We start from the raw sequence: 24,934 nt of genomic DNA on the forward strand, positions 1-24,934 counted from the left end.
ACACCGCAGCCAATGGAAGGGGGGCGCATCTGAGGGGGACATCGCGCGTGGGGCGCCTCGCGATCGGCTCGTGGGAGGCGTTGAGAGCTGGATGATCCAAGCCGCGCGGCACTTCAGGCGATCCGGCGGCGTCTCCATGCCCGTCGCAATGGACGGCCAGATTGCTCGGCCGTCCATTCTTGCGATCTCGCCCTCACTCGACGTCGGGATCGAAGGCCGGACCCCAATGCGGATCGGCCGCACCGATCAGCGAACCGATGCCGTTCTGCGCGCTCACCTTGGGCGCGGCGTAGCTCTGCTTCGCCACCTTCACCTGCGGCATGAAGAACAGCGGGCGCAGGGTCTCCTGGGCCGAAACGGCGTACTGCTGGCGATTGATGGGGCCGAAATTGTCGGCGAAGGCCGTCGTGGACAGACCCATGAGTGCAATGGCAGCGCCAGCGGCGAGAATTTTCCGGTTGATGTTCATGTCTCTCACTCCATTTGTGTGACTACAAACTAGCGATCGAGCAGACGTTCTGGAATTCTACGTCGGTTTGACGAAAACACATGACAGGATGTCTCGTTCATACGATCGTATAGCCTATCCTCCAGTTTTGACCTCGACTGTCTCACCGCGTCGTGCGCCATGGACACGCATCGACAGAAAGCAAAGAGTTGCTGACCTCCGGTGCATGTATCGGATTGGATTGCGATCGCCATCGACGGCATGAATGCCTCGGGCCCGTCTGAGTGCCGGGAGAAGCAATGGGGGCACCCACAGGCCATCCAGGGCGATAGCGATGTCTGGAGCAGCCCTCAGGCGAACCGTATCAGCCCGGCACCTTGCCTGACGGACGATCCCAGGCGGACGTGGCTACCTGTGCGGTGGCATCCAGGGGCGGGAAGCGAGCCGGACATGGCCCCACGGCAAGCCGGGCGCGCAACGCATTTCGCCGCGTCTTCAAACCGTGCAACTTCTAAATCTTGTTCTATCGCGCTTTCTGCACCGAAGCCGGTATCCACTCTGCGCGAAAGCGCTAGTGAGCCAGCGCCGATTGCTGCAGGGCGACATCCAAGTGCTCGATGATCGCCTGGCCGTCAAACGGTTTGCCGAGGAAGCCCACCGCGCCTGCTGCCTTCGCCCGTCGTCGCACCGCGTCCTCGGGAAAGGCGGTGATGAAGATCACCGGTATGCCCGCATCGCGATCGAGCAAGACCTTCTGAAGGTCAAGGCCGCTCATGCCGGGCATTTGAATATCCGAGATCACGCAAGCTGTTTCCTGCAACATGGACGACGCGAGAAACGCCTCCGCCGATGCAAACGTCAATGCCCGCAATCCCAGTGAGCGCACGAGGCTGCTGATGGCCACACGCACGGATTCGTCGTCATCGACAATGGAGATGATAGGGGGAATCGACAAAGACACATCCTCGGACGCGGAGCGCCCATACGATAGTTTCGGCGCGACCCGAACACGACAATGCCCGAGTGGAGCGCTATTAAAAATTATACGGAAGTTTGTCGCGTTTAGCGCTTCGGTCTGTCCTCGCAAAGCAACTCGGCAAAACGCAGCAGATCGGCGAGTGAACGCGACGGCATCTTCTGCATCACGTCACCACGATGAATTTTGACGGTGATCTCGCTGAGCCCAAGTTCGGCTGCACTCTGCTTAATCATCGGCCCTGATGTCACCAGAGCCATGACCTCATGCTTCCTCAGGGTGAGGGAGGCGCTCAGGGCCTGGAGTGCCACCATGGCCTCCGCGCCATCGCGCGCCGTGCGGCCCCGGTCGATGGCGAGCAGGACCGCGTCCGGCATATCCTGAACGCGGAATGGCGTGATCACGAAGTCGACCGCACCCGCCTTCATCGCGGGGACGGACAGGGGGATGCTGGCTTGGCCGGTCATGGAGATGAGGACATGGGCCGATCCGCACGCCCCGCGGTGAGCCGGTGGGTCTGACCGAGCAGGAGCTCTGCTCAAGAGCGCAATGATGGGCCGCTGGGGAGTGGGCAGATCTAAGCAGACGGCAAGTCATCACCCCGCCGCACGCCGTCCGCGCCATACCTAGGTATGACGCTCCGTGCCGAAGTGATGATCGTGCATGACCAGCGTTCAATATTCGGCGATAACGCAGAGGCGTAGTCTTCAGTCAACAAATGGAGTGAAGACCATGCTCACGCTGACCAAATTGATCATCCTTGGCATCGCGATCTCCATCGCGACCCCTTTCACCCACGCCTTCGCCGCGCCCTTGATAGATACGCAGGATCCGCACCCCTATGCGGTCTGCGTGATCGACGACGAAGTGCCCCAGCCCTCCGCGCTGATGGCTGCGACGGCCACCTGCTATTCCGGCTCCAGTACCGCCGCGGCGCAGAAGGCCGGCCTCCTCAATCCGCCGCCACGGGCAGACCATCGGCGGGGATGAACTTGGCGAAGCTGGCGACCACTTCGTCTCACGTTATCTGAGATCGGAAGAGCTGCTCAGCAGGGTCAAGTCCATCGGTGTCCTGCGCAACGATCGTGGATATACGCAAATGACTGCCACCTTGAAAGTCTTCCTCGTCTCCGGCTCGCTGTTGATCCTTGGGATTGGCGGCGTACTCACATCCACTCTGGATGCACCCGCACGCGTTTCCATGAGCGCTCCGGCATTGAGCGTGGGGTGACGCGGGACGCAACCGTCGGAGAAGGATGTGCCAATGGCCCCCGCCCCCATGCCACGCGCCCGAGCCCCGCGGGTTGAGCACCATGTGCAGTTCTGGTCCGCGAGCGTCCTGCTCGTCGCGGCCATGGGGTTGGTTGTGATGCCGCGCCCTGCGCTTGCACAGGCCCGCCCGCCCGTGCCGGTGACCATCTCCGCGCCGGTAGCAGCCGATGTCCCGATCTATCAGAGCGGCATCGGCACGGTGCAGGCCTTCAATACGGTGAAGATACAGTCCCAGGTGGATGGGCAGTTGCAGAAGATCGCCTTCGTGGAGGGGCAGAAGGTCAAGGCCGGGGATCTGCTGGCGGTGGTTGACCCCAGCCTGTTTCAGGCGGCGCTCGACCAGGCGATCGGCAAGACGCAGCAGGACCAGGCGTCGCTGGCCAATGCGGAGACCATGCTCAATCGCGACCAGCAGCTCGGCGCGCGCGATTTCGCCAGCCAGCAGACCGTCGATACGCAATACAGCACCGTCCAGCAACTCAAAGCACAGATCCTGCAGGACAATGCTGCCGTCAGCAGAGCGCGAAGCCAGCTGGCCTACACCCAAATTACCTCGCCCATCGACGGGCGCACCGGCTTCCGCCTGGTGGACGTGGGCAACATCGTCCATCCCTCGGATGTCTCCGGCATCGTGGTGGTGACGCAGACACAGCCGATCTCGGTCATTTCCACGTTGGCGGAGGAGGCCCTGCCCGCGGTGCGCGCGGCGCAGAAGGCCGGCCCCGTGCCGGTGATCGCCTTGGACAAGGCCGGACAGAAGCTCGCCGATGGCACGCTCGCGCTGGTGGACAATGAGATCTCCGCGCAAAGCGGGACCATCCAGCTGAAATCGACCTTCGCCAATGCCGACGAGGCGCTCTGGCCCGGCCAGTATGTGCAGATCCAGGTGCTCACCGACACCATCCGCACGGCGTTGACCGTCCCCTCCACCGCCCTTCAGCGGGGGCCGGATGGGATGTTCGTCTATGTCATCGACGCGGGAGAGGTGGCTGCGAGCCGCCCGGTCCGGGCGGGCCAGATCTCCGGCGGCACGGCGGTGATCGAAGCGGGCCTTGCGGCCGGCGAGCGGGTCGTGACCTCAGGGCAATATCGCTTGGCGCCGGGGCTCAAGGTCGAGACCACCAGCGCTGCCGCTGGGGGCGGCGGTGCCAGCACGCCTCCGGCGGAGTAGGGCCATGTCCATCTCAGCATGGTTCGTGCGCCACCCCATCGGCACGTCACTCGTCATGGCCGGCATCCTCGCGGTCGGGGCAGCGGCATTCCCGCTCCTGCCCGTGGCGCCCATGCCGCAGATCGACTTTCCCACCATCCAGGTGACGACGCAGTTGCCGGGCGGCAATCCACAGACCATGGCGTCGTCGGTCACGCAGCCGCTGGAACGGCAATTCGGCGAGATTCCCGGTGTGGCCCAGATGACCTCCATCAGCACGCTCGGGGCCAGTTCGATCACCTTGCAGTTCGATCTCAGCCGCAACATCGACGGCGCCGCGCAGGACGTGCAGACCGCGATCAATGCCGCCGCGGCCCAGCTCCCCAGTACGCTCCCGGCGCCGCCCACCTATCGCAAGGTGAATCCCGCCGATCCGCCGATCCTGGTGCTGGCCATGAGTTCGGACACCTTGCCGATCACCCAGGTGGACGACTACGCCGAAAACGTCATGGAGCAGCGCATCAGCCAGGTTTCCGGCGTGGCGCTGGTGACCGTGCTGGGCCAGCAGAAGCCCTCGATCCGCGTGCAGGTGGACCCGGGCAAGATCGCCGCGCTCGGCCTGTCGCTGGAGGACCTGCGCACAACCATGCTGGACACCACCACCAACGAGGCGAAGGGCACCATCCAGGGCGGCGTTCACACCTTCACGCTCTACGACAACGACCAGATCCTCGATGCCGCGCCCTGGAACGAGCAGATCATCGCCTATCGCAACGGCGGCCCGGTACGGGTGCGCGACATTGGCGGGGCGGTGGACGCGCCGGAGAACACGCAACTGGCCGCCTGGGCCAATGGCAAGCCCGCCATTCTGCTCGCCGTGTTCAAGCTGCCGGGGGCGAACGTCATCGACACCGTGAACCAGATCAAGGCCGAGATGCCGCGCCTGCAGGCGGCGGCACCGCCGGCGATCCGGTTCTCGATCCTCAGCGACCGCACCCAGACCATCCGGGCGGCCGTCGGCGACGTGGAGTTCACCCTGGTGCTCACCATCGCTCTGGTGGTGATGGTGATCTTCATCTTCCTGCGCAGCCTCTGGGCCACCGTCATCCCCAGCATCACGGTGCCGCTGGCGCTGGTGGGCACGTTCGCCCTCATGTACCTGCTGGGCTTCAGCCTGGATAACCTGTCCTTGATGGGCCTGAGCATCGCCGTGGGCTTCGTCGTGGACGATGCCATCGTGATGCTGGAGAACATCCACCGCCATCTGGAAATGGGCAAGACGCCGCTCCAGGCCGCTCTCGATGGCGCTGGCGAGATCGGATTCACCATCCTGTCCATCAGCCTGTCCCTCGTGGCGGTATTCATTCCGCTGCTGCTCATGAGCGGCATCGTGGGGCGGTTGCTGCGCGAGTTCGCCATCACCGTCACCATGACCATCGCGGTCTCGGCGTTCGTGTCCCTGACGCTGACCCCCATGATGTGCGCCCTGTTCCTGCGGCCCGAGGCGGGGCAACGCCACGGCCGCCTCTACATGGCCTCGGAACGGGCCTTCGAGGCCCTGCTGGCCGGCTATCGCATCACGCTCGATGGCGCGCTGCGCCATCACCGGGCGACCTTCTGCGTCTTCCTCGGCACTTTGGTCGCCACCGGCTATCTGTTCATCCACATCCCCAAGGGCTTTTTCCCGATCCAGGACACCGGCCTGATCCTCGGCATTTCGGAGGCAGACCAGGGCATCTCCTTTGCCGACATGGCCCGGCACCAGCGCGCATTGGGGGAACTGGTGGCACAGGATCCCGATGTGGCCACCGTGGGCATGAATATCGGCGCCCTGCCGGGCCAGACCATGAACAACGGCAAGATGTTCATCACCCTGAAGCCACGGGATCACCGCGAAGCATCGGCCACCGACATCATCCGGCGGCTGAACGCCCGGCTGGCGGGCGTCGAGGGCGCGGCGCTGTTCATGCAGCCGGCCCAGGATATCAATGTGGGCGGCCGCCTGGCGCGCACCCAATTCCAGTACACGCTGCAGGATGGGAATTTCGACGAACTGAGCCTGTGGGCGCCGAAGATGCTGGCCAAGCTGCGCACGCTCGCGCCCCTCGCCGATGTGGCCACCGACCAGCAGAACGGCGGCCTCACCGAAACCTTGACCATCGACCGCGCCCAGGCAGCACGCTACGGCATCACCCCGAGCCTGATCGACAATACGCTCTACGATGCCTTCGGCCAGCGGCAGGTCACCCAGTATTTCACCCAGTTGAACAGCTATCACGTGATCCTGGAACTGGCCCCGGATGCCCAGCGCTCCCCCGATGCGCTGAACCATCTCCAGATCCGCTCTCCGCTTACGGGCGAGCAGGTGCCGCTGAACCAATTGGTGCAGTTCACCAGCGCGCCGACAGGCTATCTGTCCATCAATCACCAGAGCCAGTTTCCATCGGTGACCCTGTCGTTCAATCTCGCGCCCGGCCATGCGTTGAGCGAGGCGGTGGCAGCGATCCAGACCGCCGAGCGGGACCTTGCCATGCCGGCGACGGTGATCGGCACGTTCCAGGGCAATGCCCAGGCGTTCCAGAATTCGTTGGCGAGCGAGCCCATCCTGGTGGGCGCGGCGCTGGTGGTGATCTACATCATCCTGGGCGTGCTCTATGAGAGCTACGTCCACCCCCTGACCATCCTCTCCACTTTGCCGTCAGCGGGCCTCGGCGCGCTCGCGACGCTGTGGCTGTTCGGTTTCGATTTCAGCGTGATCGCACTGATCGGCGTGATCTTGCTCATCGGCATCGTCAAGAAGAACGGGATCATGATGGTGGACTTCGCCATCGCCGGTGAGCGCGAGCAGGGCCTCACGCCGGAAGCGGCGATCCGGCGGGCCTGCCTGCTGCGCTTCCGCCCGATCATGATGACCACCCTGGCGGCGCTGCTGGGCGGCGTCCCGCTGATGCTCGGGCATGGCACCGGCTCGGAACTGCGCCAGCCGCTGGGATACGCCATCGTCGGCGGACTGATCGTCAGCCAAGCGCTCACCCTCTACACTACGCCGGTCATCTATCTCTATCTCGACCAGGTCAACCGCCGGGTCTCCCGGCGCCGACCGAGTGCAGACCCGCATCTGCCGGCAGCCCCCGCGCCAGCAGAGGCTACGCCCCCATAGGGCCGGCGTCCCATCGACGCGCACCATCCGGCTTACGCAAATCCCTTGAGCTGCAATTCAGACCCAGCAGGCGCTGCAACGCGCACGGATCGCAGCGTTGGACGCCCAGCGGATCGCGTTCGGTGCGGTGGCAACGCAAAGCAGGGAGGAACGGGATCGCCAGCGCTCGCGGGTCCAGGGGAGATCGCAGGCACCACACCTCCAGCAGGCCACCGCCAGTGCCCCGTGTCCCTGCGGGAAGTCACAGATGGAAATGCTCGTGATCGCACCGCTCGCTATGGCACGGCGGCGCGAGCGCGCGGCAGCCGGCAGCAATCCCTAGCGTTCTCTCTGTGCGCAGATATAGCCAACGAAACACGCGGAATTGTCCCTCGTGGCGATCCATTCGGGGCGGAGCATGTTCTCGACGTAGCAGTAACGGGAATCGGAAACATAGCGCTGATACGTGGATGGTGAATCCTCCATCACCACCGCGCCGCGCTGGCTCACCAGCGCTGCGGCCGCTGAGCATGTCAATTTATAGGCCGCAGGTAGCGCATGGGCTTCTGCCGTTGCGGTGAGAATGAGCAGGACTGAGAGTAACGGTATTCTCATATTGCACCTTGCTACAGATCTATTTGGAATGGGATCGAATAACAGTGCTATGCTCGTACATTTCCGGTACTCGTTGAGTACGCACAACGAGCCAAGCATGCGGATTCGGCGCATATGCATGCGGAGATTTTCCGCTGGCGCCCATGTCGGTCGGCGAACGGCGCCCCCCCCCCAACAAATAGCAACACCCTGAAGGGCAGGCCCAAATCTACAGACGATCCGGCCGCGCAATTCTGGGCAGCATTGTCAGCGTCAGGCCTGGGAGAGCCTGATGGGCCTAAAGGGATCTCTCGCCACACATCACGCCGCATAGCGGGCATGGCCGCGGCAGCGACCCTGGGCGTGCTGCGGACACGGCTTTCCCGCCGGCATGGGCGGGAAAGCGCGCGTTGCGGTCCTATGCGTGCGGGTGCGTTTCACACGGGTGAAAGACCACGCACGGGTGGATGCCGATCAGCCCTTCACGAACGCCAGCAGGTCCGGATTGATGACGTCAGCGTGGGTCGTCAACATGCCGTGCGGATAGCCGGGGTAGATCTTGAGCTTGTTGTTCCGGAGCAACTTGGCCTGGAGCAGAGAAGCGTCCTCATATGGGACCACCTGGTCATCGCTGCCCTGCAAGATCAGGGTGGGCACCGTGATGGCCTTCAGGTCGTCGGTCTGGTCGGTTTCCGAGAAGGCCTTGATGCCCTGATATTGCGCCAGCGCCCCACCCATCATTCCCTGGCGCCACCAATTGTCGATGATGCCCTGGGAGATCTTCGCGCCAGGCCGGTTGAAGCCGTAGAACGGACCGGACGCCACATCGAGATAGAACTGGGCGCGGTTGGCTGCGAGCGCGGTGCGAAACCCATTGAACACCTCGATGGGCGTACCACCGGGATTGGCTGCGGTCTTGAGCATGATCGGAGGGACGGAGCTGACCAGCACCGCCTTCGCGACGCGACCCTGCGGCTGGCCATACCGCGCCACGTAGCGGGCGACTTCGCCGCCGCCGGTGGAGTGACCGATATGGACCGCATTCCTCAGGTCGAGATGCTCAACCACGGCCGAGGCATCGGCTGCATAGTGGTCCATATCGTTGCCCTTCGACACCTGCGTCGAGCGACCATGGCCGCGCCGATCATGCGCGACGACGCGATACCCATTTGCGACGAAGAACAGGAGCTGGGCATCCCAGTCGTCGGACGACAGCGGCCAACCATGGTGAAACACGATGGGCTGAGCATCCTTCGGGCCCCAGTCCTTATAGTAGATCTGCGTTCCGTCCCGGGTGGTCAGATACGCACTTCCCTCGTCGCGCTCCCGGCTTGAGCGACCGCTCGCATCCTGAGCCGACGCTGCGCGCGAGAACAGGGGTATTGCCCCCAGCAGAGCGGCTGCGCCGAACATCGCCCGACGGTTCGGCTTGAATGCGGGCGGGGATACTTGCTGGTCCATGTTCAATGCCTCCATTTGTGAAGTAATGGATGAACATTACACATGCGCTTATTTTCAAGACATCCACCATTCGGTCTGTTCTGTAATACATAGGTATGAAATGGATGAATGATGAAGGCGCGCCAAAGGCAGACCGTTCCTGCGTGCGCAGGAGAAATCGCGGCATGGAGGCGCCGGACCCAGGAGGGATCGGCTCCGGATGACGGGCGCGTGCCGGCTCCCTGTCGCCGTGCCCACGGGAGGTGCGAACCGGAGGGGCAGCGCTGGATCCCGGGCTGTCGCGGGTCATTCGCATCGGGGCTGCTCTCATGGCCCCCCTTGCCACCCGGAGCGCGAGGTCTTGGCGATACGGTTCGCGCGCATGACGCGCGCCGCCTCTATACGCCCAGACTCCTCGTTCCCGCGCTGAGAGCGCTCGGCAACATGTAGCCGAGACTGACGGCGAGGAGACAAAGCACGACGGACAGCACGACATTCACCATCGCGCGGCCCGCCTCGCCTGAATGAAGCAATACCAGCGTCTGAAGGCTGAAAGACGAGAATGTGGTGAAGCCGCCGCACAGGCCGACGAGCACAAGTTGGCGATATTCGAGCGGAATCTCCAGCCGCGTATTGCTCGCGAAAAAAGCCGCAAACAGCCCGATCGCAAACGACCCACTTACGTTGATGACAATCGTTCCCCACGGGAATGCATCGCCAAGAAATGATGAGAGCCAGCGATTGAGGCCGAAGCGCATCATGGAGCCGATTGCGCCACCGATGGCGACATATCCGTATGTGAGCATAGTTCCACCTCTCCGCTGACGTCCGCGCGAGTTCGTAGGCGTGCGGCACGGTGCGAAATTCGCACGCGAGGCAGGGGGGTGAAATTCTACGTAGAGCTTTCAGTCTTGAACGAAGGTATGGGGCATATTAGAACATCGATAGCAACGCCGAGAAAAACGCGTCGATGCCCTCCACATCACCAGCGGTCCGGGTGCGGATGGTCCAGAGGTCCGCAGTGCCTCATTCAGCGCGCGCATGGGCAGCGCTTCAACTGTCCGGGCCGGAGGTGGCAGGCTGGCTTGTGCTTCGAGCCGTGATCGTCCGATGTCAGCCGACGGTGCGGATCACATCGCATTGCATCAGCTGCGACCGTCACCGGATGTGGACTGGGAGATGGAGCGGACGCCACCACCAGGGGCGGGAATGGGCTTTCGGCCTGCTCGTGGGGAATGCGCGCGCGAGGGCAATATTGGTGTCCGCAACGGGCGGCGCGCGGCGCTTCGCACTGGCCGATCGCAGGCGTTGCACTCTCGAGGCATGCCGCCTTCGACACGCGATGCCGACGGATCGTCGGCATCGCACCGGTTGGTCCCGACGTGAGACCGACATGGGACCGACAGCCCCGACCGCCCACCGAAATGGGACAGTCGGGGCGATCAGTGGGGATCAGGCCCGATCGAAGCGATCGAGGTTGGTCACCTTGGTCCAGGCGGCGACGAAGTCCTTCACGAACTTCTCGCCTGCGTCGGCGCTGGCATAGACCTCGGCCAGGGCGCGCAGGATCGAGTTCGAGCCGAACACGAGATCCACGCGGGTGCCGGTCCACTTGAGAGCGCCGGTCTTGCGATCCAGGCCCTCATAGATGTCCTTGGCGTCGGAAACCGCCTTCCACTGCGTGTCCATGTCCAGCAGGTTGAGGAAGAAGTCGTTGGTCAGCGCGCCGGGCTTGTCGGTGAGGATACCGTGGGTGGCACCGCCGACATTGATATTGATGGCGCGCAGGCCACCGATCAGGACGGTGGTCTCCGGCGCGGTCAGGGTCAGCAACTGCGCCTTGTCGATCAGGGCCACCTCGGCCGGCACCGCATGGCCGGCCTTCTGGTAGTTGCGGAAGCCGTCCGCGGCCGGTTCCAGCCAGGCGAAGGAGGCGACGTCCGTCTCCGCCTGGGAGGCGTCGGTGCGGCCCGGGGTGAACGGCACCGCCACATCATGGCCGCCGGCCTTGGCCGCCTGCTCCACGCCGGCATTTCCGGCCAGCACGATCAGATCGGCCAGCGAGACCTTCTTGCCGTCGGTGGCGCCAAGATTGAACTCGCCCTGGATACGCTCCAGCGCCTTGAGCACCTTGTCCAGTTGCGCGGGCTGGTTGGCCTCCCAGTCCTTCTGCGGGGCGAGGCGGATGCGGGCGCCATTGGCGCCGCCGCGCTTGTCGCCGCCGCGGAAGGTGGAGGCCGAGGCCCAGGCGGTTCCGACCAGCTCGGAGACGGTCAGGCCCGTGGCCAGGATCTTGGCCTTGAGGGCGGCGGCGTCGGTATCATCGATCAGCGGATGATCGATGGCCGGCACCGGATCCTGCCAGATCAGCACTTCCCGGGGCACTTCCGGCCCCAGATAGCGCGAGCGCGGGCCAAGATCGCGGTGGGTGAGCTTGAACCAGGCGCGGGCGAACGCTTCGGCGAAGGCCTGCGGGTTCTCCAGGAACCGGCGCGAGATCGGCTCATAGATCGGATCAAAGCGCAGCGACAGGTCGGTGGTGAGCATGGTGGGGCGGTGCTTCTTGCCCGGCACATGGGCGTCGGGGATCACGTCGCCGGCGTCCTTGGCCACCCACTGATGCGCGCCGGCCGGAGACTTCTCCAGCTCCCATTCGAACTTGAACAGGTTCTCGAAGAAGAAGTTGCTCCATTGCGCCGGGGTCTGGGTCCAGGTGACCTCGAGGCCGCTGGTGATGGTATCGCCGCCCTTGCCGGTGCCGAAGCTGCTGCGCCAGCCGAGGCCCTGCGCTTCCAGTCCGTCGCCTTCCGGGTCGGCGCCGACATTGTCGGCCGGGCCGGCGCCGTGGGTCTTGCCGAAGGTGTGGCCGCCGGCGATCAAGGCGACCGTCTCCTCGTCATCCATCGCCATGCGGGCGAAGGTGTCGCGGATGTCGAAGGCGGCGAGCAGCGGGTCCGGATTGCCGTCCGGGCCTTCCGGATTGACGTAGATGAGGCCCATCTGCACGGCGGCGAGCGGTTTCTCCAAATTGCGCGAATGCACCTTGCCGTCGGCATCGTCATCGGCCGAGAGCACGGCTTCGCCGGACGGCTTCGTCACGCCCTCGGAGCCGTGGGCATAGCGCAGGTCGCCGCCCAGCCAGGTGGTCTCGCGACCCCAGTAGACGTCCTGATCGGGCTCCCAGGTATCGGCGCGGCCGGCGGCGAAGCCGAAGGTGCGGAAACCCATGGTCTCCAGCGCCACATTGCCGGTGAGGATCATCAGGTCGGCCCAGGAAATCTTCTGGCCGTACTTCTTCTTGATCGGCCACAGCAGGCGGCGGGCCTTGTCGAGGCTGACGTTGTCCGGCCAGCTGTTGAGCGGGGCGAAGCGCTGCTGGCCACGGCCGCCGCCGCCGCGGCCATCGGCCAGGCGATAGGTGCCCGCGCTGTGCCAGGCCATGCGGATGAACAGCGGGCCGTAATGGCCGAAGTCCGCCGGCCACCACTCCTGCGAATCGGTCATCAGATGGCGCAGGTCGTTCTTCAGCGCCTGGTAGTCGAGCTTCTTGAATTCCTCGCGATAGTCGAACGCCGGGTCCAGCGGATCGGACTTCGCCGAATGCTGGTTGAGAAGGTCGACACGGAGCTGGCTGGGCCACCAGTCACGGTTCTGGGTGCCGCCGGTGCCGTGGGCCACCGGGCATTTTCCCGTGCTCACGTCAGTTGTCTCGTTCATGCTTCCCTCCGGTTCAGGCTGCGGAAAGATGGTGACAATCTACCAATCTCGGGCTCCGCCTTCAGGGGTCTTAGCAAATCTCTTTCATTAGATTAATTCCGATTTACTGATCGCGATGATAAGCTGAGGTTATGAAAAATCTCACCCTCCGTCAGCTGCGCTATTTCGAGGCGTTGGCGCGCCATCGGCACTTCCGGCATGCGGCGGAAGCCTGCGGCATCTCCCAGCCGGCCTTGTCCATGCAGATCAAGGAGTTGGAGCAAGAGGTCGGCACCGACCTGTTCGAGCGCAGTGCGCGCCAGGTCCGGCTGACGCAATTCGGCGAGGAATTTTCGCTGCGCATCCGCGACATTCTGCGCGCCATCGACGAACTGGGAGATCTGGCGCGGGCCTCCGGCGACAAGCTGATGGGGCGGCTGCGCATCGGCGTGATCCCCACCGTCGCGCCCTATCTGTTGCCCACCCTGCTCGGCAATCTCGCCCGCCAATACAGCGGTCTCGACATTCACGTGCGCGAGACCCAGACGCCGCGGCTGATTCAGGAATTGCAGGAGGGGCGGCTCGACACCGCCATCGTCGCCTTGCCGGTCTCCGAACCGGCCCTGACCGAGACCCCGCTGTTCACCGAGAGCTTCGTGCTGGTCCGGCCGGCGGCGGATGCGGACAAGCCGGTGCCGGCCGCCGAAGCGCTGCGCGAAATGCGGTTGCTGCTGCTGGAGGAAGGCCACTGCTTTCGCGATCAGGCCCTGTCGTTCTGCAATGTGGACATGCGCGCCACGCCGCTGCGCGACTTTCTGGAGGCCAGTTCCCTCTCCACCCTGGTGCAGATGGTCGATGCCGGCATCGGCGTGACGCTGATCCCGGAAATGGCCCTGGCGGTGGAAACACGCTCGGCCTCCGTCTGTGTGGCGCGTTTCAGCGATCCCCAGCCGTCGCGTACCATCGGCATGGTCTGGCGCAAGACCAGTCCGCTGGCGAAGCAGCTGCTGCAGATGTCGGAGGTCATCCGCCACGCGACCGGCACCCTGCACGGTCAGCACGGCGCGAATCCGCCGGCCGCCCCCGGTCCGACCTGACGCCCCCGAACCGGGGGACGACGGTCGTGGCTTCGGGGCCTCCAGCTCGCCCCGCTGCCGCGCGCGGCGCGGCTGCCGCCGGGGGCGTTTAAACCGAGGCAAGGCTCCCTTAGGGCAAGAGACCTTCCAATTGGCCCGGCCAGCCGAAGTCCGCCGCGTGCCAGGGATCATCCTGGCGGACGAGATTGGTCCACATCCGGCAATCGGTCAGCACCCATCCGCTCGCGGGCGGGACCGAGAATGGCAAGGCGGGGCATCGGCCCGATCGGGCGAAGTGCGCGGCCTGCTGCTCCATCTCCGGGTTCAAGCTGCGCCCGCGCTGCTCCCACCGCTCCCAGCGATACATCCCCAGGCCCTTGCCGAAGAAGAAGCGTTCGAGATGGTCGGCGCTCGGAATCGTGTCGCGGCCGAAATGCTCCGAGACGATGGTGGAAACGCGCACCGTCATGGGCTGGCGCTTGCCGTCGCGCACCGCGAACAGGGGAACTTCGATCGGCTCCAGCCGATAGCGCGTCAAGGATTTCGCAAACCCGGGCGAACATCCCGCGGCCGAACGGGCCATTGCCAGTTCCGCGATCCGTTGCCGCCACGCGCCGGCGGGGACATCTGCGGCGAAGAACAGCCAGCTCTTGAACCGCTCCAGTCCGCCGGCGGGGCCGCGACAGGCCGGACCAATGAACCATTGGTACCCGGCCCCGCCATCCTCGGTCATGATGCCATAAGCGGCGGCGTCGATGATCTGCACCACCTGGCCGCCGTCGCCCTTCCCCGCATCGAACCGGCGGAACTGGCGTGCGGTGTCGCCAAAGTCGGCAATATGGGCGATCAGGGGGTTGGGGCCGGAACTGAGAACCACCGCATCATTGGCCAGATAGCCGATGGGAAACGAGCGCGGGTCATCCTGGCCCGGCCAGTCGAATTTGCGCCAGGACATGGGCTCGGTTGCGGTCAGTTCATGGGCGCGGCAGAGATCGCGGGCCTGGTCGCCAAAGCGCGGCAAGCCGTCCGGCCCCGTCTCGATGCATTGGGCGAGAAACCCGACCATGGCGTCCCGGGACAGCGGCGGCGGGAGGTTGCTCGCGCGCGCCGAACTCCAGCTTGTGGCGAGCGCAACGATCGAAAGCGCCACGCCCAGGGCCAGCAGACGCATCGGGCGAGGACCGAGCGCACGACGCCAAGGATTTGGATGGGTTTGCATTTTCAAATGATCTCTCATCGAGCGGTCCGGCCGCGCACGAAGGCGCGACGGGAAGGATGCTCCCGGAACAGCACATAGCCCCTAACGACCGATCGGCGAAGAAAGACGCAACGCACCCTCGACATTGCCGGGGGACGCCCGCCCATGTCCGCCACGATGCGGCACGGCCTCGAAGGGGCGGGTGCAAATGGCTTGCATGACGCGGACAGTGAAGGAAATCCGATGCCGGGCGCGTGGGCCCCCAGCGCGTTCGGGGCGGGACATCCGCGATCCGCTCTGTCCCTGGGCCGGTTTGGCGGTGGTGATGTTGACGCCACAAGGATTTTTGCCCATATCCCCGGCGAGGGGCATGAAATGCTGACCAAAAAGGGCAAGTATGGCCTGAAGGCTGCGGTACATCTGGCGCGTCTGGCGCCGGGGGAGACCAATCAGGTCGCCGAAATCGCCGACGCCAATCAGATCCCCAAGAAGTTCCTCGACGTGATCCTGGGCGAATTGCGCAATGCCGGCTTCCTCACCTCCAAGAAGGGCAAGAGCGGCGGCTACAAGCTCGCCCGCCCGCCGGAGGAGATCATCGTCGGCGACCTGATCCGGGCGCTCGACGGCCCGCTCGCCCCCCTCCCCTGCGCCAGCCGCAACGCCTTCGTGCCGTGCGAGGACTGCAATCTGGCCGCCTGCGAAGTGCGCCGGCTGATGGTGAAGGTGCGCGATGCCATGGGCACCGTGCTGGACACCTATACCCTCACCCAGATGCGCGACCTGCGGCAGGATCCGCTCGCCGCCTTCGTCGACTATATTTGAGGTCGGGCGCCCTGGGGGACGGGACCGGGGCAAGACGCGGTCACGCGACCGGGACCGATCCGGCTCCCGCTGGGCCGGTGCGACCGCCGGCCGGTGCACGCCACCGGCAGTCGCCGACATCCGGCTTTTTGCCGGCCTTTTGCGGCCGGGCCCGACGGTATCGAGCTGGGGCCACCGGATTTAGGGGCTCCGGTGGCCCCAGCGAACGCGCGCCGTTTTACGCCGCCCCGCCCCCCGGCCCAGCCCCCGCACAGGCAGCACCGGGTGCGCTTCAACGACCGCACGTATTCAAAGCCGTGGCGTTCTTCATCTCGCCAGGAGGGGAAATCGCCCCTCCTGGTGCGTGCCGCGGACCCGGAGGGGATCGTCTCCCGCCGGCCTCTGTGCCCAAGGTGCCGGGCGCTGACAAGCCTTGACGGCGCGGCTGAAACAACCATTTTTGGGTCTGTCTGGGGGCATCACACTGAGACCGCGATCAATACCACCACCGGGTGCAGCCGAGGCGCAGTACCATCACCAGGCCGGCGTCCCATCGCCCCCTGGCATCGCGCCCCCGGAATAAACCCGCTATTGATCGCGTCCCGCCAACCTGCCACCCGCCGCAGCAACCGCACCGGCGATGAAAGTGACCGTGCCGCACCTGTCCCCCACGCCCGCGGAGATTCTTGCCAGCGGCCACCTGCGGGCCGCGCTGCGCACGCTGGCCGCGGGCTTCCTGTCCCTGCACACCGACATGCCACGGCTGTCCTCGATCTTCGCCGCGCAGCAGCGCTACATGATGGGGCAGGTGTTCCTGTCGCTCGCCTTCCAGAGCGCCGACGGCACCGTTCTTTTGAGCGAATTTCTCCATCACATCGGCCGCCACACCATCGCCAGCCGCAACACCGCCGATGCCTTCGTCAAGGAGATGATCCGCTACGACATCGCCGCCGACGGGCCCCCGCGCCAGGATCGCCGCTGCCGGCCCATCGTCCTCTCCGATCTCGCTTATGAGGCGATCGCCCGGTGGTTTGGACTCCATCTTGCGACCTTGGACCATCTGGACGGCGGCCATCGCGCCGAGGCCTTCAACCGCGATCCCACCCTGTTGGCGCGCACCCATCCCCGCATTGTCTCTGCCCTGCTGCAATCCAATTTCTGCGCCCCGCCCTCCGGCACGTTCTCCCTGCTCACCTGGCTGAATGAAGGCGGGCTGTTGATGGATCGGCTGATGGGCACGCTGCCGGATATCCCGCCCGGCGCGACCCAGGTTCCCACCGGCTTCAGCGCCTATGGCGAGCTCCAGTCGACGCTGCGGATCTCGCGCACCCATCTCGTGCGCAACCTGCGGCAGGCCGAGGACATGGGCAGCCTGGGGTGGACCGGCAAGCGCGGCCAGTCGGTGCTGTGGGTGTCGCCGGGCTTTGTCGCCGAATATGACGCCTATCAGGCGGAGAAGCTGGCGGTGATCGGGCACTGCTTCCACGCGGCCTGCGCCGCCCTGCCCTGACATCGGATCGCTGAGGGGGTCACGCGCCGGAACCGGCTTCGGCCCCGAACGAGGCGCGGCGGCGGCAAGATTATTGCCCGCAGGGCATCAATGTGATGCCGTTTCTTGCCATAGAAGCGCAAAGCGCCGCGGCGTATACAGTATGCAAGTCAACCAAATAAGGCCCGAAACCGGGTCGGAGGAAAACGCCATGGCTCGCATGCGTGCTGTCGATGCTGCCGTTCGTGTCCTGGAGAAGGAAGGCATTTCGTGCGCCTTCGGCGTTCCCGGCGCGGCGATCAATCCGTTCTATTCCGCCATGAAGGCGCGCGGCTCCATCCGCCACGTGCTGGCGCGCCATGTGGAAGGCGCTTCCCACATGGCCGAGGGCTACACCCGCGCGGTGGCCGGCAATATCGGTGTGTGCATCGGTACCTCCGGCCCCGCCGGCACCGACATGATCACCGGCCTGTATTCCGCCCAGGCGGATTCGATCCCGATCCTGTGCATCACCGGCCAGGCCCCCCGCGCCCGCCTCTACAAGGAAGATTTCCAGGCGGTGGATATCGAGTCCATCTCCAAGCCGGTCACCAAATGGTCGGTCACCGTGCGCGAGCCCGCGCTGGTGCCGATGGTGTTCCAGCAGGCGTTCCACGTCATGCGCTCGGGCCGTCCCGGCCCGGTGCTGATCGATCTGCCCATCGACGTGCAGATGGCCGAGATCGAGTTCGACGAAGACACCTACCAGCCTTTGCCGGTCTACCAGCCCAAGGCCAGCCGCGCCCAGGCGGAGAAGGCCATCGCCATGCTGGCGGCCACTGAGCGCCCGCTCATCGTCTCCGGTGGCGGCATCATCAATGCGGACGCCGCCGATCTCTTGGTGGAATTCGCCGAACTGACCGGCGTTCCGGTCATCCCCACCCTGATGGGCTGGGGCACCATTCCCGACGACCATCCCTTGATGGCCGGCATGTGCGGGCTCCAGACCTCGCATCGCTATGGCAATGCCACCATGCTGGCGTCCGACTTCGTGCTCGGCATCGGCAACCGCTGGGCCAACCGGCACACCGGCTCGGTGGAGGTCTATACCAAGGGCCGCACATTCGTGCATGTGGACATCGAGCCGACCCAGATCGGCCGGGTGTTCGGGCCGGACTTCGGCATCGTCTCGGACGCCGGCGCGGCGCTGGAATTGTTCATCGCGGTCGCCCGCGAATGGAAGGCCGCCGGCAAGCTGCCGGACTGGTCGAAGTGGGCCGACGAATGCCTCGGGCGCAAGCAGACCATGCAGCGCAAGTCGCATTTCGACAATGTGCCGCTGAAGCCGCAGCGGGTCTATGAGGAGATGAACGAGGCGCTGGGCCGCGACGTCACCTATGTCACCACCATCGGCCTGTCGCAGATCGCCGGCGCCCAGTTCCTGAAGGTCTATGAGCCGCGCAACTGGATCAATTGCGGCCAGGCCGGCCCGCTGGGCTGGACCTTGCCGGCGGCGCTCGGCGTGCGCGCCGCCCGCCCCGATGCCAAGATCGTGGCGCTCTCGGGCGATTACGACTTCCAGTTCATGGTGGAAGAACTGGCGGTGGGCGCCCAGCACAAATTGCCCTACCTCCATGTGGTGGTGAACAATTCCTACCTCGGCCTGATCCGTCAGGCGCAGCGCGGCTTCGAGATGGATTTCGAGGTGTCGCTGGCCTTCGACAACATCAATTCCGACGAGGTCGGCGGCTATGGCGTCGATCATGTGGCGGTGGCCGAGGGCCTGGGCTGCAAGGCGATCCGGGTGCGCACCCCCAACGAGTTCAAGGACGCCTTTGCCCGGGCTGAAAAGCTGATGGCCGAGCATCAGGTGCCGGTGGTGATCGAGTTCATCCTGGAGCGGGTCACCAACATCGCCATGGGCGTGGAAATCGACAAGGTGAACGAGTTCGAGGAGATCCTCGACCTGCCGCCGCAGAAGGTGGTCCAGCTGGAGCCGGCCGAATAGGCGCGCCCCCCAGCGCCTGCGCGGATCCCCCTGCCCGCACCATTCCCGCACGCCCCGGAGCGCTTATGGCGCTACCGGGGCGGCGGACTGATTGCGGCAGACGGCGCGTCCGGCCAAGATGCCGCCCGGCGGACCCGATCCTGGGGACGCCGCGCCGCCATCGCTCCCATCCCCAACACCCCATCACCAGGCCAAAACCAAAGGCCGATACACCACGGCTCAGCCAACGGAGAGGTGAATGCCCAAGTTCGCAGCCAACCTGACCATGCTCTGGAACGAGCATGAGTTTCTCGACCGCTTCGCCAAGGCCGCCGATGCCGGCTTCAAGGGCGTGGAATATCTGTTCCCGTACGACTATCCCAAGGAAGAACTGGCCGAGCGCCTGCACAAGCATGGCCTGACCCAGGTGCTGCACAATCTGCCCGCCGGCAAATGGGCCAATGGCGAGCGCGGCATCGCCACCCTGCCGGACCGGGTTGGCGAGTTCCAGGACAGCGTGGGCACCGCCATCGACTATGCCAAGGCGCTTGGCACCCAGACGCTGAATGTGCTGGTGGGCCTCACCCCCAAGGACGTGCCGGCGGAAAAGGTGCACGAGACCCTGGTGTCGAACCTCAAGTTCGCCGCCGCCGAGATGAAGAAGGCCGGCATTCCGCTGGTGGCCGAAGCCATCAACACCCGCGACATCCCCGGCTTCCACCTCAACACTTCCAAGCAGGCCATGGCGCTGCTGGACGAGGTGGGCGCGGACGATCTGTTCTTCCAGTACGATATCTACCACATGCAGATCATGGAGGGGGATCTGGCGCCCACGCTGCGCGCCCTCATGCCCCGCATCAAGCATATCCAGCTGGCGGACAATCCCGGCCGCGGCGAGCCGGGCACCGGCGAGATCAATTATCCCTTCATCTACAAAGTCATCGACGAGGCCGGCTACCAGGGCTGGATCGGCGCCGAATACAAGCCCAAGGCCGGCACCGACGACGGCATGGGCTGGTTCGCCCCCTACAAGGGCTGACGCCGGCACAACGCCGCCATTGCTGAACCAAATCATCGCTGAAGAACAATTCGGGAGCATCGCGCAATGAATGTGGGTTTCATCGGCCTCGGCATCATGGGCACCCCCATGGCCGGCCATCTCATCGACGCCGGCCATCAGCTGTTCGTCTATGACGTGTTCAAGATCCCTGAGGCGCTGACCGCCAAGGGCGCCACCGCCGTCGCCTCCTCCACCGAGGTGGCCAAGCACGCCGACATCATCATCCTCATGGTGCCCGATACCCCCCATGTGGACGAGGCGCTGTTCGGCGCCGGCGGCGTCGCCGCGGGCCTGACGCCCGGCAAGATCGTGGTGGACATGAGCTCCATCTCGCCGGTGGAGACCAAGAAGTTCGCCGAGAAGATCAATGCGCTCGGCTGCGACTATCTGGATGCCCCGGTGTCCGGCGGCGATGTGGGGGCGAAGGCCGCCTCGCTCACCATCATGGTCGGCGGCCCGGAAGCGGCGTTCGAAAAGGTGAAGCCGCTGTTCGAGAAGATGGGCAAGAACATCACGCTGGTGGGCGGGAACGGTGACGGCCAGACCACCAAGGTCGCCAACCAGATCATCGTCGCCTTGACCATCGAAGCGGTGGGCGAGGCACTGCTGTTCGCCTCCAAGGCCGGGGCCGATCCGGCCAAGGTGCGACAGGCGCTCATGGGCGGCTTTGCCGCCTCGCGCATCCTGGAAGTGCATGGCGAGCGCATGGTGAAGCGCAATTTCGATCCGGGCTTCCGCATCGAGTTGCACCAGAAGGACCTCAACCTGGCGCTGTCGTCCGCCCGCGCGTTGCAGGTGGCCTTGCCCAACACCGCCACCGCCCAGGAATTGTTCAATGCGGTAGCCGCCCGCGGCGGCTCCAAGCTGGACCATTCCGCCATGGTGCAGGCGCTGGAACTGCTGGCCGATCACAAGATCGCCTGAGCGCTCGCTCATTTAAGACCGCCCCGCCAAGGGCGTCTGCGCGCCGGGCTCACCGGCGCGCCATCACCCTGTCATTGCGGGGTGATCTGCTACGGGAGGACGCCGCGCGGTGGTGGTCTTCATCCAGGCCGTCCCGCGCGCGGACACGCCCGCACCGGGCCGATCTGATACAGTCCGCGCAAAATAAGACGCACCGTCCCCATGGCGGTCGCATCGGGAGGGACGCCACATGCCGCAGAAGCGCAACCGCGCCACCAAGATCATCGCCACCGTCGGCCCGGCCTCCAACAGCCCGGAGAAGCTCAAGGAGCTGTTCCTGGCCGGGGTTGATGTGTTCCGGCTCAATTTCAGCCACGGCACCCAGGAAAACCACGGCGAGGTGCTCGCCCGCATTCGCGCCCTGGAGCAGGACGTGGGCCGCCCCATCGGCGTGATCGCCGACCTGCAAGGCCCCAAGCTACGCGTCGGCCGCTTCGCCGACGGCGCCATCACCTTCGGCCCCGGCAAGGTGCTGCGCTTCGATGCGGATGTCGCCACCCCCGGCGACGAGAACCGGGTGCCGATTCCCCATCCCGACATCATCGAAGCATTGGTCATCGGCTCCACCGTGCTGTGCGACGACGGCAAGGTGCGCCTGAAGGTCATCGCCAAAGGGCCGGGCTGGCTGGATGCGCAGGTGGTCAGCGGCACCCGCCTGTCCAACAACAAGGGCTTCAACATCCCCGACGTGGTGCTGCCGCTCTCCCCGCTCACCGACAAGGACCGCTCGGACCTGGATTTCGCGGTCAATCTCGGGGTGGAGTGGATCGCCCTGTCCTTCGTGCAGCGCCCCGAGGACATTCACGAGGCCCGCGCCCTCATCCAGGGCCGCGCCGCCATCATGCTGAAGATGGAAAAGCCCTCCGCCGTGGAGCATCTGGTGGAGCTGGTGGAGCTGTCCGACGCCATCATGGTGGCGCGCGGCGATCTCGGCGTGGAACTGTCGCTGCCCGAGTTGCCGGCGCTGCAGAAGCGGATGATCGACGAATCCCGCCGCCAGGGCCGCCCGGTCATCGTCGCCACCCAGATGCTGGAGAGCATGATCTCCTCCCCCGTGCCCACCCGCGCCGAAGTCTCGGACGTGGCCACCGCCGTCTATGAAGGCGCCGATTGCGTCATGCTGTCGGCGGAAAGCGCTGCCGGGCAGTATCCGGTGGAGGCGGTGGCGTTCATGGACGACATCATCCGCCACGTGGAGCGCGATCCCGGCTATCGCAAGATCCTCGACGCCAGCCAGGCGCAATGGGGCAAGACCATCGGCGATGCGGTGACCAAGGCCACCTATCAGGCGGCGCTGGCCGTGGATGCCGCCGCCATCGTCGCTTACACCTTGTCCGGCACCACCGGCCTGCGCGCCGCCCGCGAGCGCCCGCCGATCCCGATCCTCGGCATCACCACCCGCCTGGAGACCGCCCGGCGCCTGGCCTTGTCCTATGGCGTGCATGCGGTGCATGTGGCGGACGACATCCACTCCTTCGGTGAGATGGTGGACACCGCCGTGCGCATCGCCGTGGAGCAGGGTCTGGGCGGGGCCGGCGACCGGCTGGCGATCACCGCCGGCGTGCCGTTCGCCAAGCCCGGCACCACCAACATGCTGCGCGTGACCACCATCGGCGACACCGATCCGCCCAGCAAGCATGACGGCGAAGCGGTGGAGACGCCGGCCCCGGCATCGGTCATCTGAAGCCAAAGCCCCCATCCTGCCTGTCCCGGCGGCCAGGATGGGGGCTTTCCGCCGCACCTTCCCCTAAGGCATACTGGCGCTGCACCGCGAGATAGGACAAGATCGCTCGCAATCATCAAGCAGAGCGAGCGGCCCCATGGCAGTGGAAGTGGAACGAAAGTTCCTCGTGGCCTCGGACGCATGGCGCCCGGGTGCCACCGGCAGCCGCTTCAGCCAGGGCTATCTGGCCATTGGCGACGACTCAACCGTGCGCATCCGCCTGGCGGGCGACAAGGCCTTCATCACCGTCAAAGGCCCCACCACCGGCATGAGCCGGCCGGAATTCGAATATGCCATTCCGGTGGACGATGCCCGCACCATGCTGCGCGACCTGTGCGTCCAGCCCTTGATCGAGAAGACCCGCTACGATGTGCCGTTCGGCGGCAAATTGTGGAGCGTGGACGAGTTCGACGGCGAGAATGCCGGCCTGGTGGTGGCGGAGGTGGAACTGGCCCATCCCGAGGAACAGGTGCCGCTGCCCCCCTGGGTGGGCGAAGAGGTCACCGACGATCCGCGCTATCGCAATTCCGCTCTGGTCTCCGCCCCCATGCTGAACGGCATCGCCGAAACCTGACCGGGCATTTGCCCCACCCTGCCCCGCCGTACCGCCCCGCAGCCCGGCCCTGCCGCGCCCGCTGACCCGCGGCCGCCCGCACCGCCCCCTGAAAATACCGTCGCCCCGCAGGCAACTTTTGCCCGTGCCCGGTGTTTCAGAACCGGCGCGGCACCGGCGCCGTCTGCGGCGAGGCCCCCATGAAACTGTTTCAGTGCCAGAATTGCGGCAATGCCGTGCATTTCGACAATACCGCCTGCGTCAGCTGCGGCATGCGCCTGGGCTATCTGCCCGAGAGCGGCCAACTCTCCGCGCTGACACCGGACGAAGCCGGCGGCTGGCGCCCGCTGGCGGATCCCGACACACGCTATCTGTCCTGCGACAACGCCGCCTATGACGCCTGCAACTGGCTGGTGCGGGCGGATGACGGGCGCACGGTCTGCGCCGCCTGCCGCCACAACCACATGGTGCCGGACCTGACCGTGCCGCACAATCTGGCCGGCTGGCGCAAGCTGGAAGGGGCCAAGCACCATCTGTTCTATTCGCTGCTGCGCTGGCATTTGCCCGCCCCCGACCGGGCGGAAGATCCGGCCCATGGGCTGGCGTTCGATTTCCTGGCGGACAGCACCGCCCCCACCGGCGGTCCCCAGGCGGTGCTCACCGGCCATGACGAGGGGCTGATCACCATCAATATCGCCGAGGCGGACGATGCCGAGCGCGAGAAGCGGCGCACCGCCATGGGCGAGCCCTACCGCACCCTGCTGGGCCATTTCCGCCATGAGGTGGGGCATTATTATTGGGACGTGCTGGTGCGCGACGGCGGCCGGCTGGAGGCGTTCCGCGCCGTGTTCGGCGACGAAACCGCGGATTATGGCGCCGCCTTGCAGGCCCATTATGAGAACGGCCCCCCGGCCGGCTGGCAGGAGGCCTACATCTCCACTTATGCCACCTCCCACCCCTGGGAGGATTTCGCCGAGACCTGGGCCCATTATCTGCACATGGTGGATGCGCTGGAAACCGCCGGCAGCTTCGGCCTCACGGTGCAGCCGCGCATCGCCAATGGCGGCGAATTGCAGGCGGAGGTGACCTTCCAGCCCTACAAGGCGCCCGATGCCGCGGCGCTGATCACCGCCTTCGTTCCGCTCACCGTGGCGATCAACGCCATCAACCGCTCCATGGGCCAGCCGGATCTCTACCCATTCGTTTTGAGCGCCCCAGTCATGCAGAAGCTGCAATTCATTCATGACATCGTATCTGGTCATTGAATTCGGTGGTTACATGCCGGAAACCACCACAACCCCAGCACCTGTGAATAGTTAAACGCGTCGATCCAGCGCATTCCCCGCTAAAATTGTTACAAACTCTCGAACACGCATGCGTGATGCTGAAG

At 65.3% G+C, this 24,934-nt stretch carries 20 protein-coding genes; 13 read left to right on the forward strand and 7 right to left on the reverse strand.

Features of this window, described 5'->3' with window-relative positions:
* Nucleotides 1-193: 193 nt before the first annotated feature.
* The 3 genes from AAG816_RS17050 to AAG816_RS17060 all read right to left on the reverse strand — a co-directional run bounded on the left by AAG816_RS17050 (nt 194) and on the right by AAG816_RS17060 (nt 1,891).
* On the reverse strand, nt 194-469 hold the full coding sequence (locus AAG816_RS17050; protein WP_341990859.1) for a hypothetical protein: 276 nt from the start codon (nt 467-469) through the stop codon (nt 194-196).
* Nucleotides 470-1,019: 550 nt separating this feature from the next.
* The gene (locus tag AAG816_RS17055; RefSeq protein ID WP_341990860.1) at nt 1,020-1,403 is read right to left on the reverse strand and encodes a response regulator; all 384 of its coding nucleotides are present in this window, start codon (nt 1,401-1,403) and stop codon (nt 1,020-1,022) included.
* 107 nt (nt 1,404-1,510) lie between these two features.
* Entirely contained in the window at nt 1,511-1,891 is a 381-nt protein-coding gene (locus AAG816_RS17060) for a LuxR C-terminal-related transcriptional regulator (RefSeq protein WP_341990861.1), read from the reverse strand.
* A 265-nt stretch (nt 1,892-2,156) separates the two neighbouring features.
* Between AAG816_RS17060 and AAG816_RS17065 the strand changes: the two genes are divergently transcribed.
* The 4 genes from AAG816_RS17065 (at nt 2,157) to AAG816_RS17080 (ending at nt 7,006) form a co-directional block, all read left to right on the forward strand.
* Nucleotides 2,157-2,414 carry a hypothetical protein gene (locus tag AAG816_RS17065; RefSeq protein ID WP_341990862.1) on the forward strand — a complete coding sequence of 86 codons (258 nt, stop codon included), beginning with the start codon at nt 2,157-2,159 and terminating at the stop codon, nt 2,412-2,414.
* A gap of 109 nt (nt 2,415-2,523) precedes the next feature.
* The gene (locus tag AAG816_RS17070) at nt 2,524-2,655 is read left to right on the forward strand and encodes a hypothetical protein (protein WP_341990863.1); all 132 of its coding nucleotides are present in this window, start codon (nt 2,524-2,526) and stop codon (nt 2,653-2,655) included.
* A 33-nt stretch (nt 2,656-2,688) separates the two neighbouring features.
* On the forward strand, nt 2,689-3,867 hold the full coding sequence (locus tag AAG816_RS17075; RefSeq protein ID WP_341990864.1) for an efflux RND transporter periplasmic adaptor subunit: 1,179 nt from the start codon (nt 2,689-2,691) through the stop codon (nt 3,865-3,867).
* Between the two features lie 4 nt (nt 3,868-3,871).
* Nucleotides 3,872-7,006, forward strand: a complete 3,135-nt coding sequence (locus AAG816_RS17080) for an efflux RND transporter permease subunit (RefSeq protein WP_341990865.1) — start codon at nt 3,872-3,874, stop codon at nt 7,004-7,006.
* A gap of 1,047 nt (nt 7,007-8,053) precedes the next feature.
* On the opposite strand, the gene AAG816_RS17085 is transcribed toward AAG816_RS17080, so the two are convergent.
* From AAG816_RS17085 to katG, 3 genes are all read right to left on the reverse strand, one after another.
* Nucleotides 8,054-9,040, reverse strand: a complete 987-nt coding sequence (locus AAG816_RS17085) for an alpha/beta hydrolase (RefSeq protein WP_341990866.1) — start codon at nt 9,038-9,040, stop codon at nt 8,054-8,056.
* Between the two features lie 377 nt (nt 9,041-9,417).
* Nucleotides 9,418-9,825, reverse strand: a complete 408-nt coding sequence (crcB, locus tag AAG816_RS17090; protein WP_341990867.1) for a fluoride efflux transporter CrcB — start codon at nt 9,823-9,825, stop codon at nt 9,418-9,420.
* A 646-nt stretch (nt 9,826-10,471) separates the two neighbouring features.
* Nucleotides 10,472-12,736, reverse strand: a complete 2,265-nt coding sequence (gene katG / locus AAG816_RS17095; RefSeq protein WP_341990868.1) for a catalase/peroxidase HPI — start codon at nt 12,734-12,736, stop codon at nt 10,472-10,474.
* 131 nt (nt 12,737-12,867) lie between these two features.
* Here katG and AAG816_RS17100 point away from each other — a divergent pair, with 131 nt between their 5' ends.
* Entirely contained in the window at nt 12,868-13,812 is a 945-nt protein-coding gene (locus AAG816_RS17100) for a LysR substrate-binding domain-containing protein (protein ID WP_341990869.1), read from the forward strand.
* Between the two features lie 109 nt (nt 13,813-13,921).
* On the opposite strand, the gene AAG816_RS17105 is transcribed toward AAG816_RS17100, so the two are convergent.
* Nucleotides 13,922-14,962 carry a hypothetical protein gene (locus tag AAG816_RS17105; RefSeq protein WP_341990870.1) on the reverse strand — a complete coding sequence of 347 codons (1,041 nt, stop codon included), beginning with the start codon at nt 14,960-14,962 and terminating at the stop codon, nt 13,922-13,924.
* Between the two features lie 402 nt (nt 14,963-15,364).
* Here AAG816_RS17105 and AAG816_RS17110 point away from each other — a divergent pair, with 402 nt between their 5' ends.
* The 8 genes from AAG816_RS17110 (at nt 15,365) to AAG816_RS17145 (ending at nt 24,809) form a co-directional block, all read left to right on the forward strand.
* Nucleotides 15,365-15,811 carry an Rrf2 family transcriptional regulator gene (locus AAG816_RS17110; protein WP_341990871.1) on the forward strand — a complete coding sequence of 149 codons (447 nt, stop codon included), beginning with the start codon at nt 15,365-15,367 and terminating at the stop codon, nt 15,809-15,811.
* A gap of 625 nt (nt 15,812-16,436) precedes the next feature.
* Nucleotides 16,437-17,300, forward strand: coding sequence for a hypothetical protein (locus AAG816_RS17115; protein ID WP_341990872.1), 864 nt, complete (start codon nt 16,437-16,439; stop codon nt 17,298-17,300).
* A gap of 190 nt (nt 17,301-17,490) precedes the next feature.
* Nucleotides 17,491-19,266, forward strand: a complete 1,776-nt coding sequence (gene gcl, locus AAG816_RS17120; RefSeq protein WP_341990873.1) for a glyoxylate carboligase — start codon at nt 17,491-17,493, stop codon at nt 19,264-19,266.
* Between the two features lie 238 nt (nt 19,267-19,504).
* The gene (gene otnI, locus AAG816_RS17125) at nt 19,505-20,284 is read left to right on the forward strand and encodes a 2-oxo-tetronate isomerase (RefSeq protein ID WP_341990874.1); all 780 of its coding nucleotides are present in this window, start codon (nt 19,505-19,507) and stop codon (nt 20,282-20,284) included.
* Between the two features lie 48 nt (nt 20,285-20,332).
* Nucleotides 20,333-21,229 (forward strand): 2-hydroxy-3-oxopropionate reductase, encoded by an 897-nt coding sequence (gene glxR, locus AAG816_RS17130; RefSeq protein ID WP_341990907.1) that lies wholly within the window; start codon nt 20,333-20,335, stop codon nt 21,227-21,229.
* 229 nt (nt 21,230-21,458) lie between these two features.
* Nucleotides 21,459-22,952, forward strand: a complete 1,494-nt coding sequence (gene pyk / locus AAG816_RS17135) for a pyruvate kinase (protein WP_341990875.1) — start codon at nt 21,459-21,461, stop codon at nt 22,950-22,952.
* Between the two features lie 136 nt (nt 22,953-23,088).
* Entirely contained in the window at nt 23,089-23,565 is a 477-nt protein-coding gene (locus AAG816_RS17140) for a CYTH domain-containing protein (RefSeq protein ID WP_341990876.1), read from the forward strand.
* Between the two features lie 179 nt (nt 23,566-23,744).
* Nucleotides 23,745-24,809 (forward strand): putative zinc-binding peptidase, encoded by a 1,065-nt coding sequence (locus AAG816_RS17145; protein ID WP_341990877.1) that lies wholly within the window; start codon nt 23,745-23,747, stop codon nt 24,807-24,809.
* Nucleotides 24,810-24,934 lie beyond the last annotated feature (125 nt).

Source organism: Azorhizobium sp. AG788, from assembly GCF_943371865.1.
In the GTDB taxonomy this organism is placed as follows: Bacteria; Pseudomonadota; Alphaproteobacteria; order Rhizobiales; family Xanthobacteraceae; genus Azorhizobium.

Coding starts and splice junctions, on each gene's coding strand:
- AAG816_RS17050 (WP_341990859.1), bottom strand. CDS start 469: ATGAACATCAACCGGAAAATTCTCGCCGCTGGCGCTGCCATTGCACTC.
- AAG816_RS17060 (WP_341990861.1), bottom strand. CDS start 1,891: ATGACCGGCCAAGCCAGCATCCCCCTGTCCGTCCCCGCGATGAAGGCG.
- AAG816_RS17065 (WP_341990862.1), top strand. CDS start 2,157: ATGCTCACGCTGACCAAATTGATCATCCTTGGCATCGCGATCTCCATC.
- AAG816_RS17070 (WP_341990863.1), top strand. CDS start 2,524: ATGACTGCCACCTTGAAAGTCTTCCTCGTCTCCGGCTCGCTGTTGATC.
- AAG816_RS17075 (WP_341990864.1), top strand. CDS start 2,689: ATGGCCCCCGCCCCCATGCCACGCGCCCGAGCCCCGCGGGTTGAGCAC.
- AAG816_RS17080 (WP_341990865.1), top strand. CDS start 3,872: ATGTCCATCTCAGCATGGTTCGTGCGCCACCCCATCGGCACGTCACTC.
- AAG816_RS17085 (WP_341990866.1), bottom strand. CDS start 9,040: ATGGACCAGCAAGTATCCCCGCCCGCATTCAAGCCGAACCGTCGGGCG.
- crcB (WP_341990867.1), bottom strand. CDS start 9,825: ATGCTCACATACGGATATGTCGCCATCGGTGGCGCAATCGGCTCCATG.
- katG (WP_341990868.1), bottom strand. CDS start 12,736: ATGAACGAGACAACTGACGTGAGCACGGGAAAATGCCCGGTGGCCCAC.
- AAG816_RS17100 (WP_341990869.1), top strand. CDS start 12,868: ATGAAAAATCTCACCCTCCGTCAGCTGCGCTATTTCGAGGCGTTGGCG.
- AAG816_RS17105 (WP_341990870.1), bottom strand. CDS start 14,962: ATGCGTCTGCTGGCCCTGGGCGTGGCGCTTTCGATCGTTGCGCTCGCC.
- AAG816_RS17110 (WP_341990871.1), top strand. CDS start 15,365: ATGCTGACCAAAAAGGGCAAGTATGGCCTGAAGGCTGCGGTACATCTG.
- gcl (WP_341990873.1), top strand. CDS start 17,491: ATGGCTCGCATGCGTGCTGTCGATGCTGCCGTTCGTGTCCTGGAGAAG.
- otnI (WP_341990874.1), top strand. CDS start 19,505: ATGCCCAAGTTCGCAGCCAACCTGACCATGCTCTGGAACGAGCATGAG.
- pyk (WP_341990875.1), top strand. CDS start 21,459: ATGCCGCAGAAGCGCAACCGCGCCACCAAGATCATCGCCACCGTCGGC.
- AAG816_RS17140 (WP_341990876.1), top strand. CDS start 23,089: ATGGCAGTGGAAGTGGAACGAAAGTTCCTCGTGGCCTCGGACGCATGG.
- AAG816_RS17145 (WP_341990877.1), top strand. CDS start 23,745: ATGAAACTGTTTCAGTGCCAGAATTGCGGCAATGCCGTGCATTTCGAC.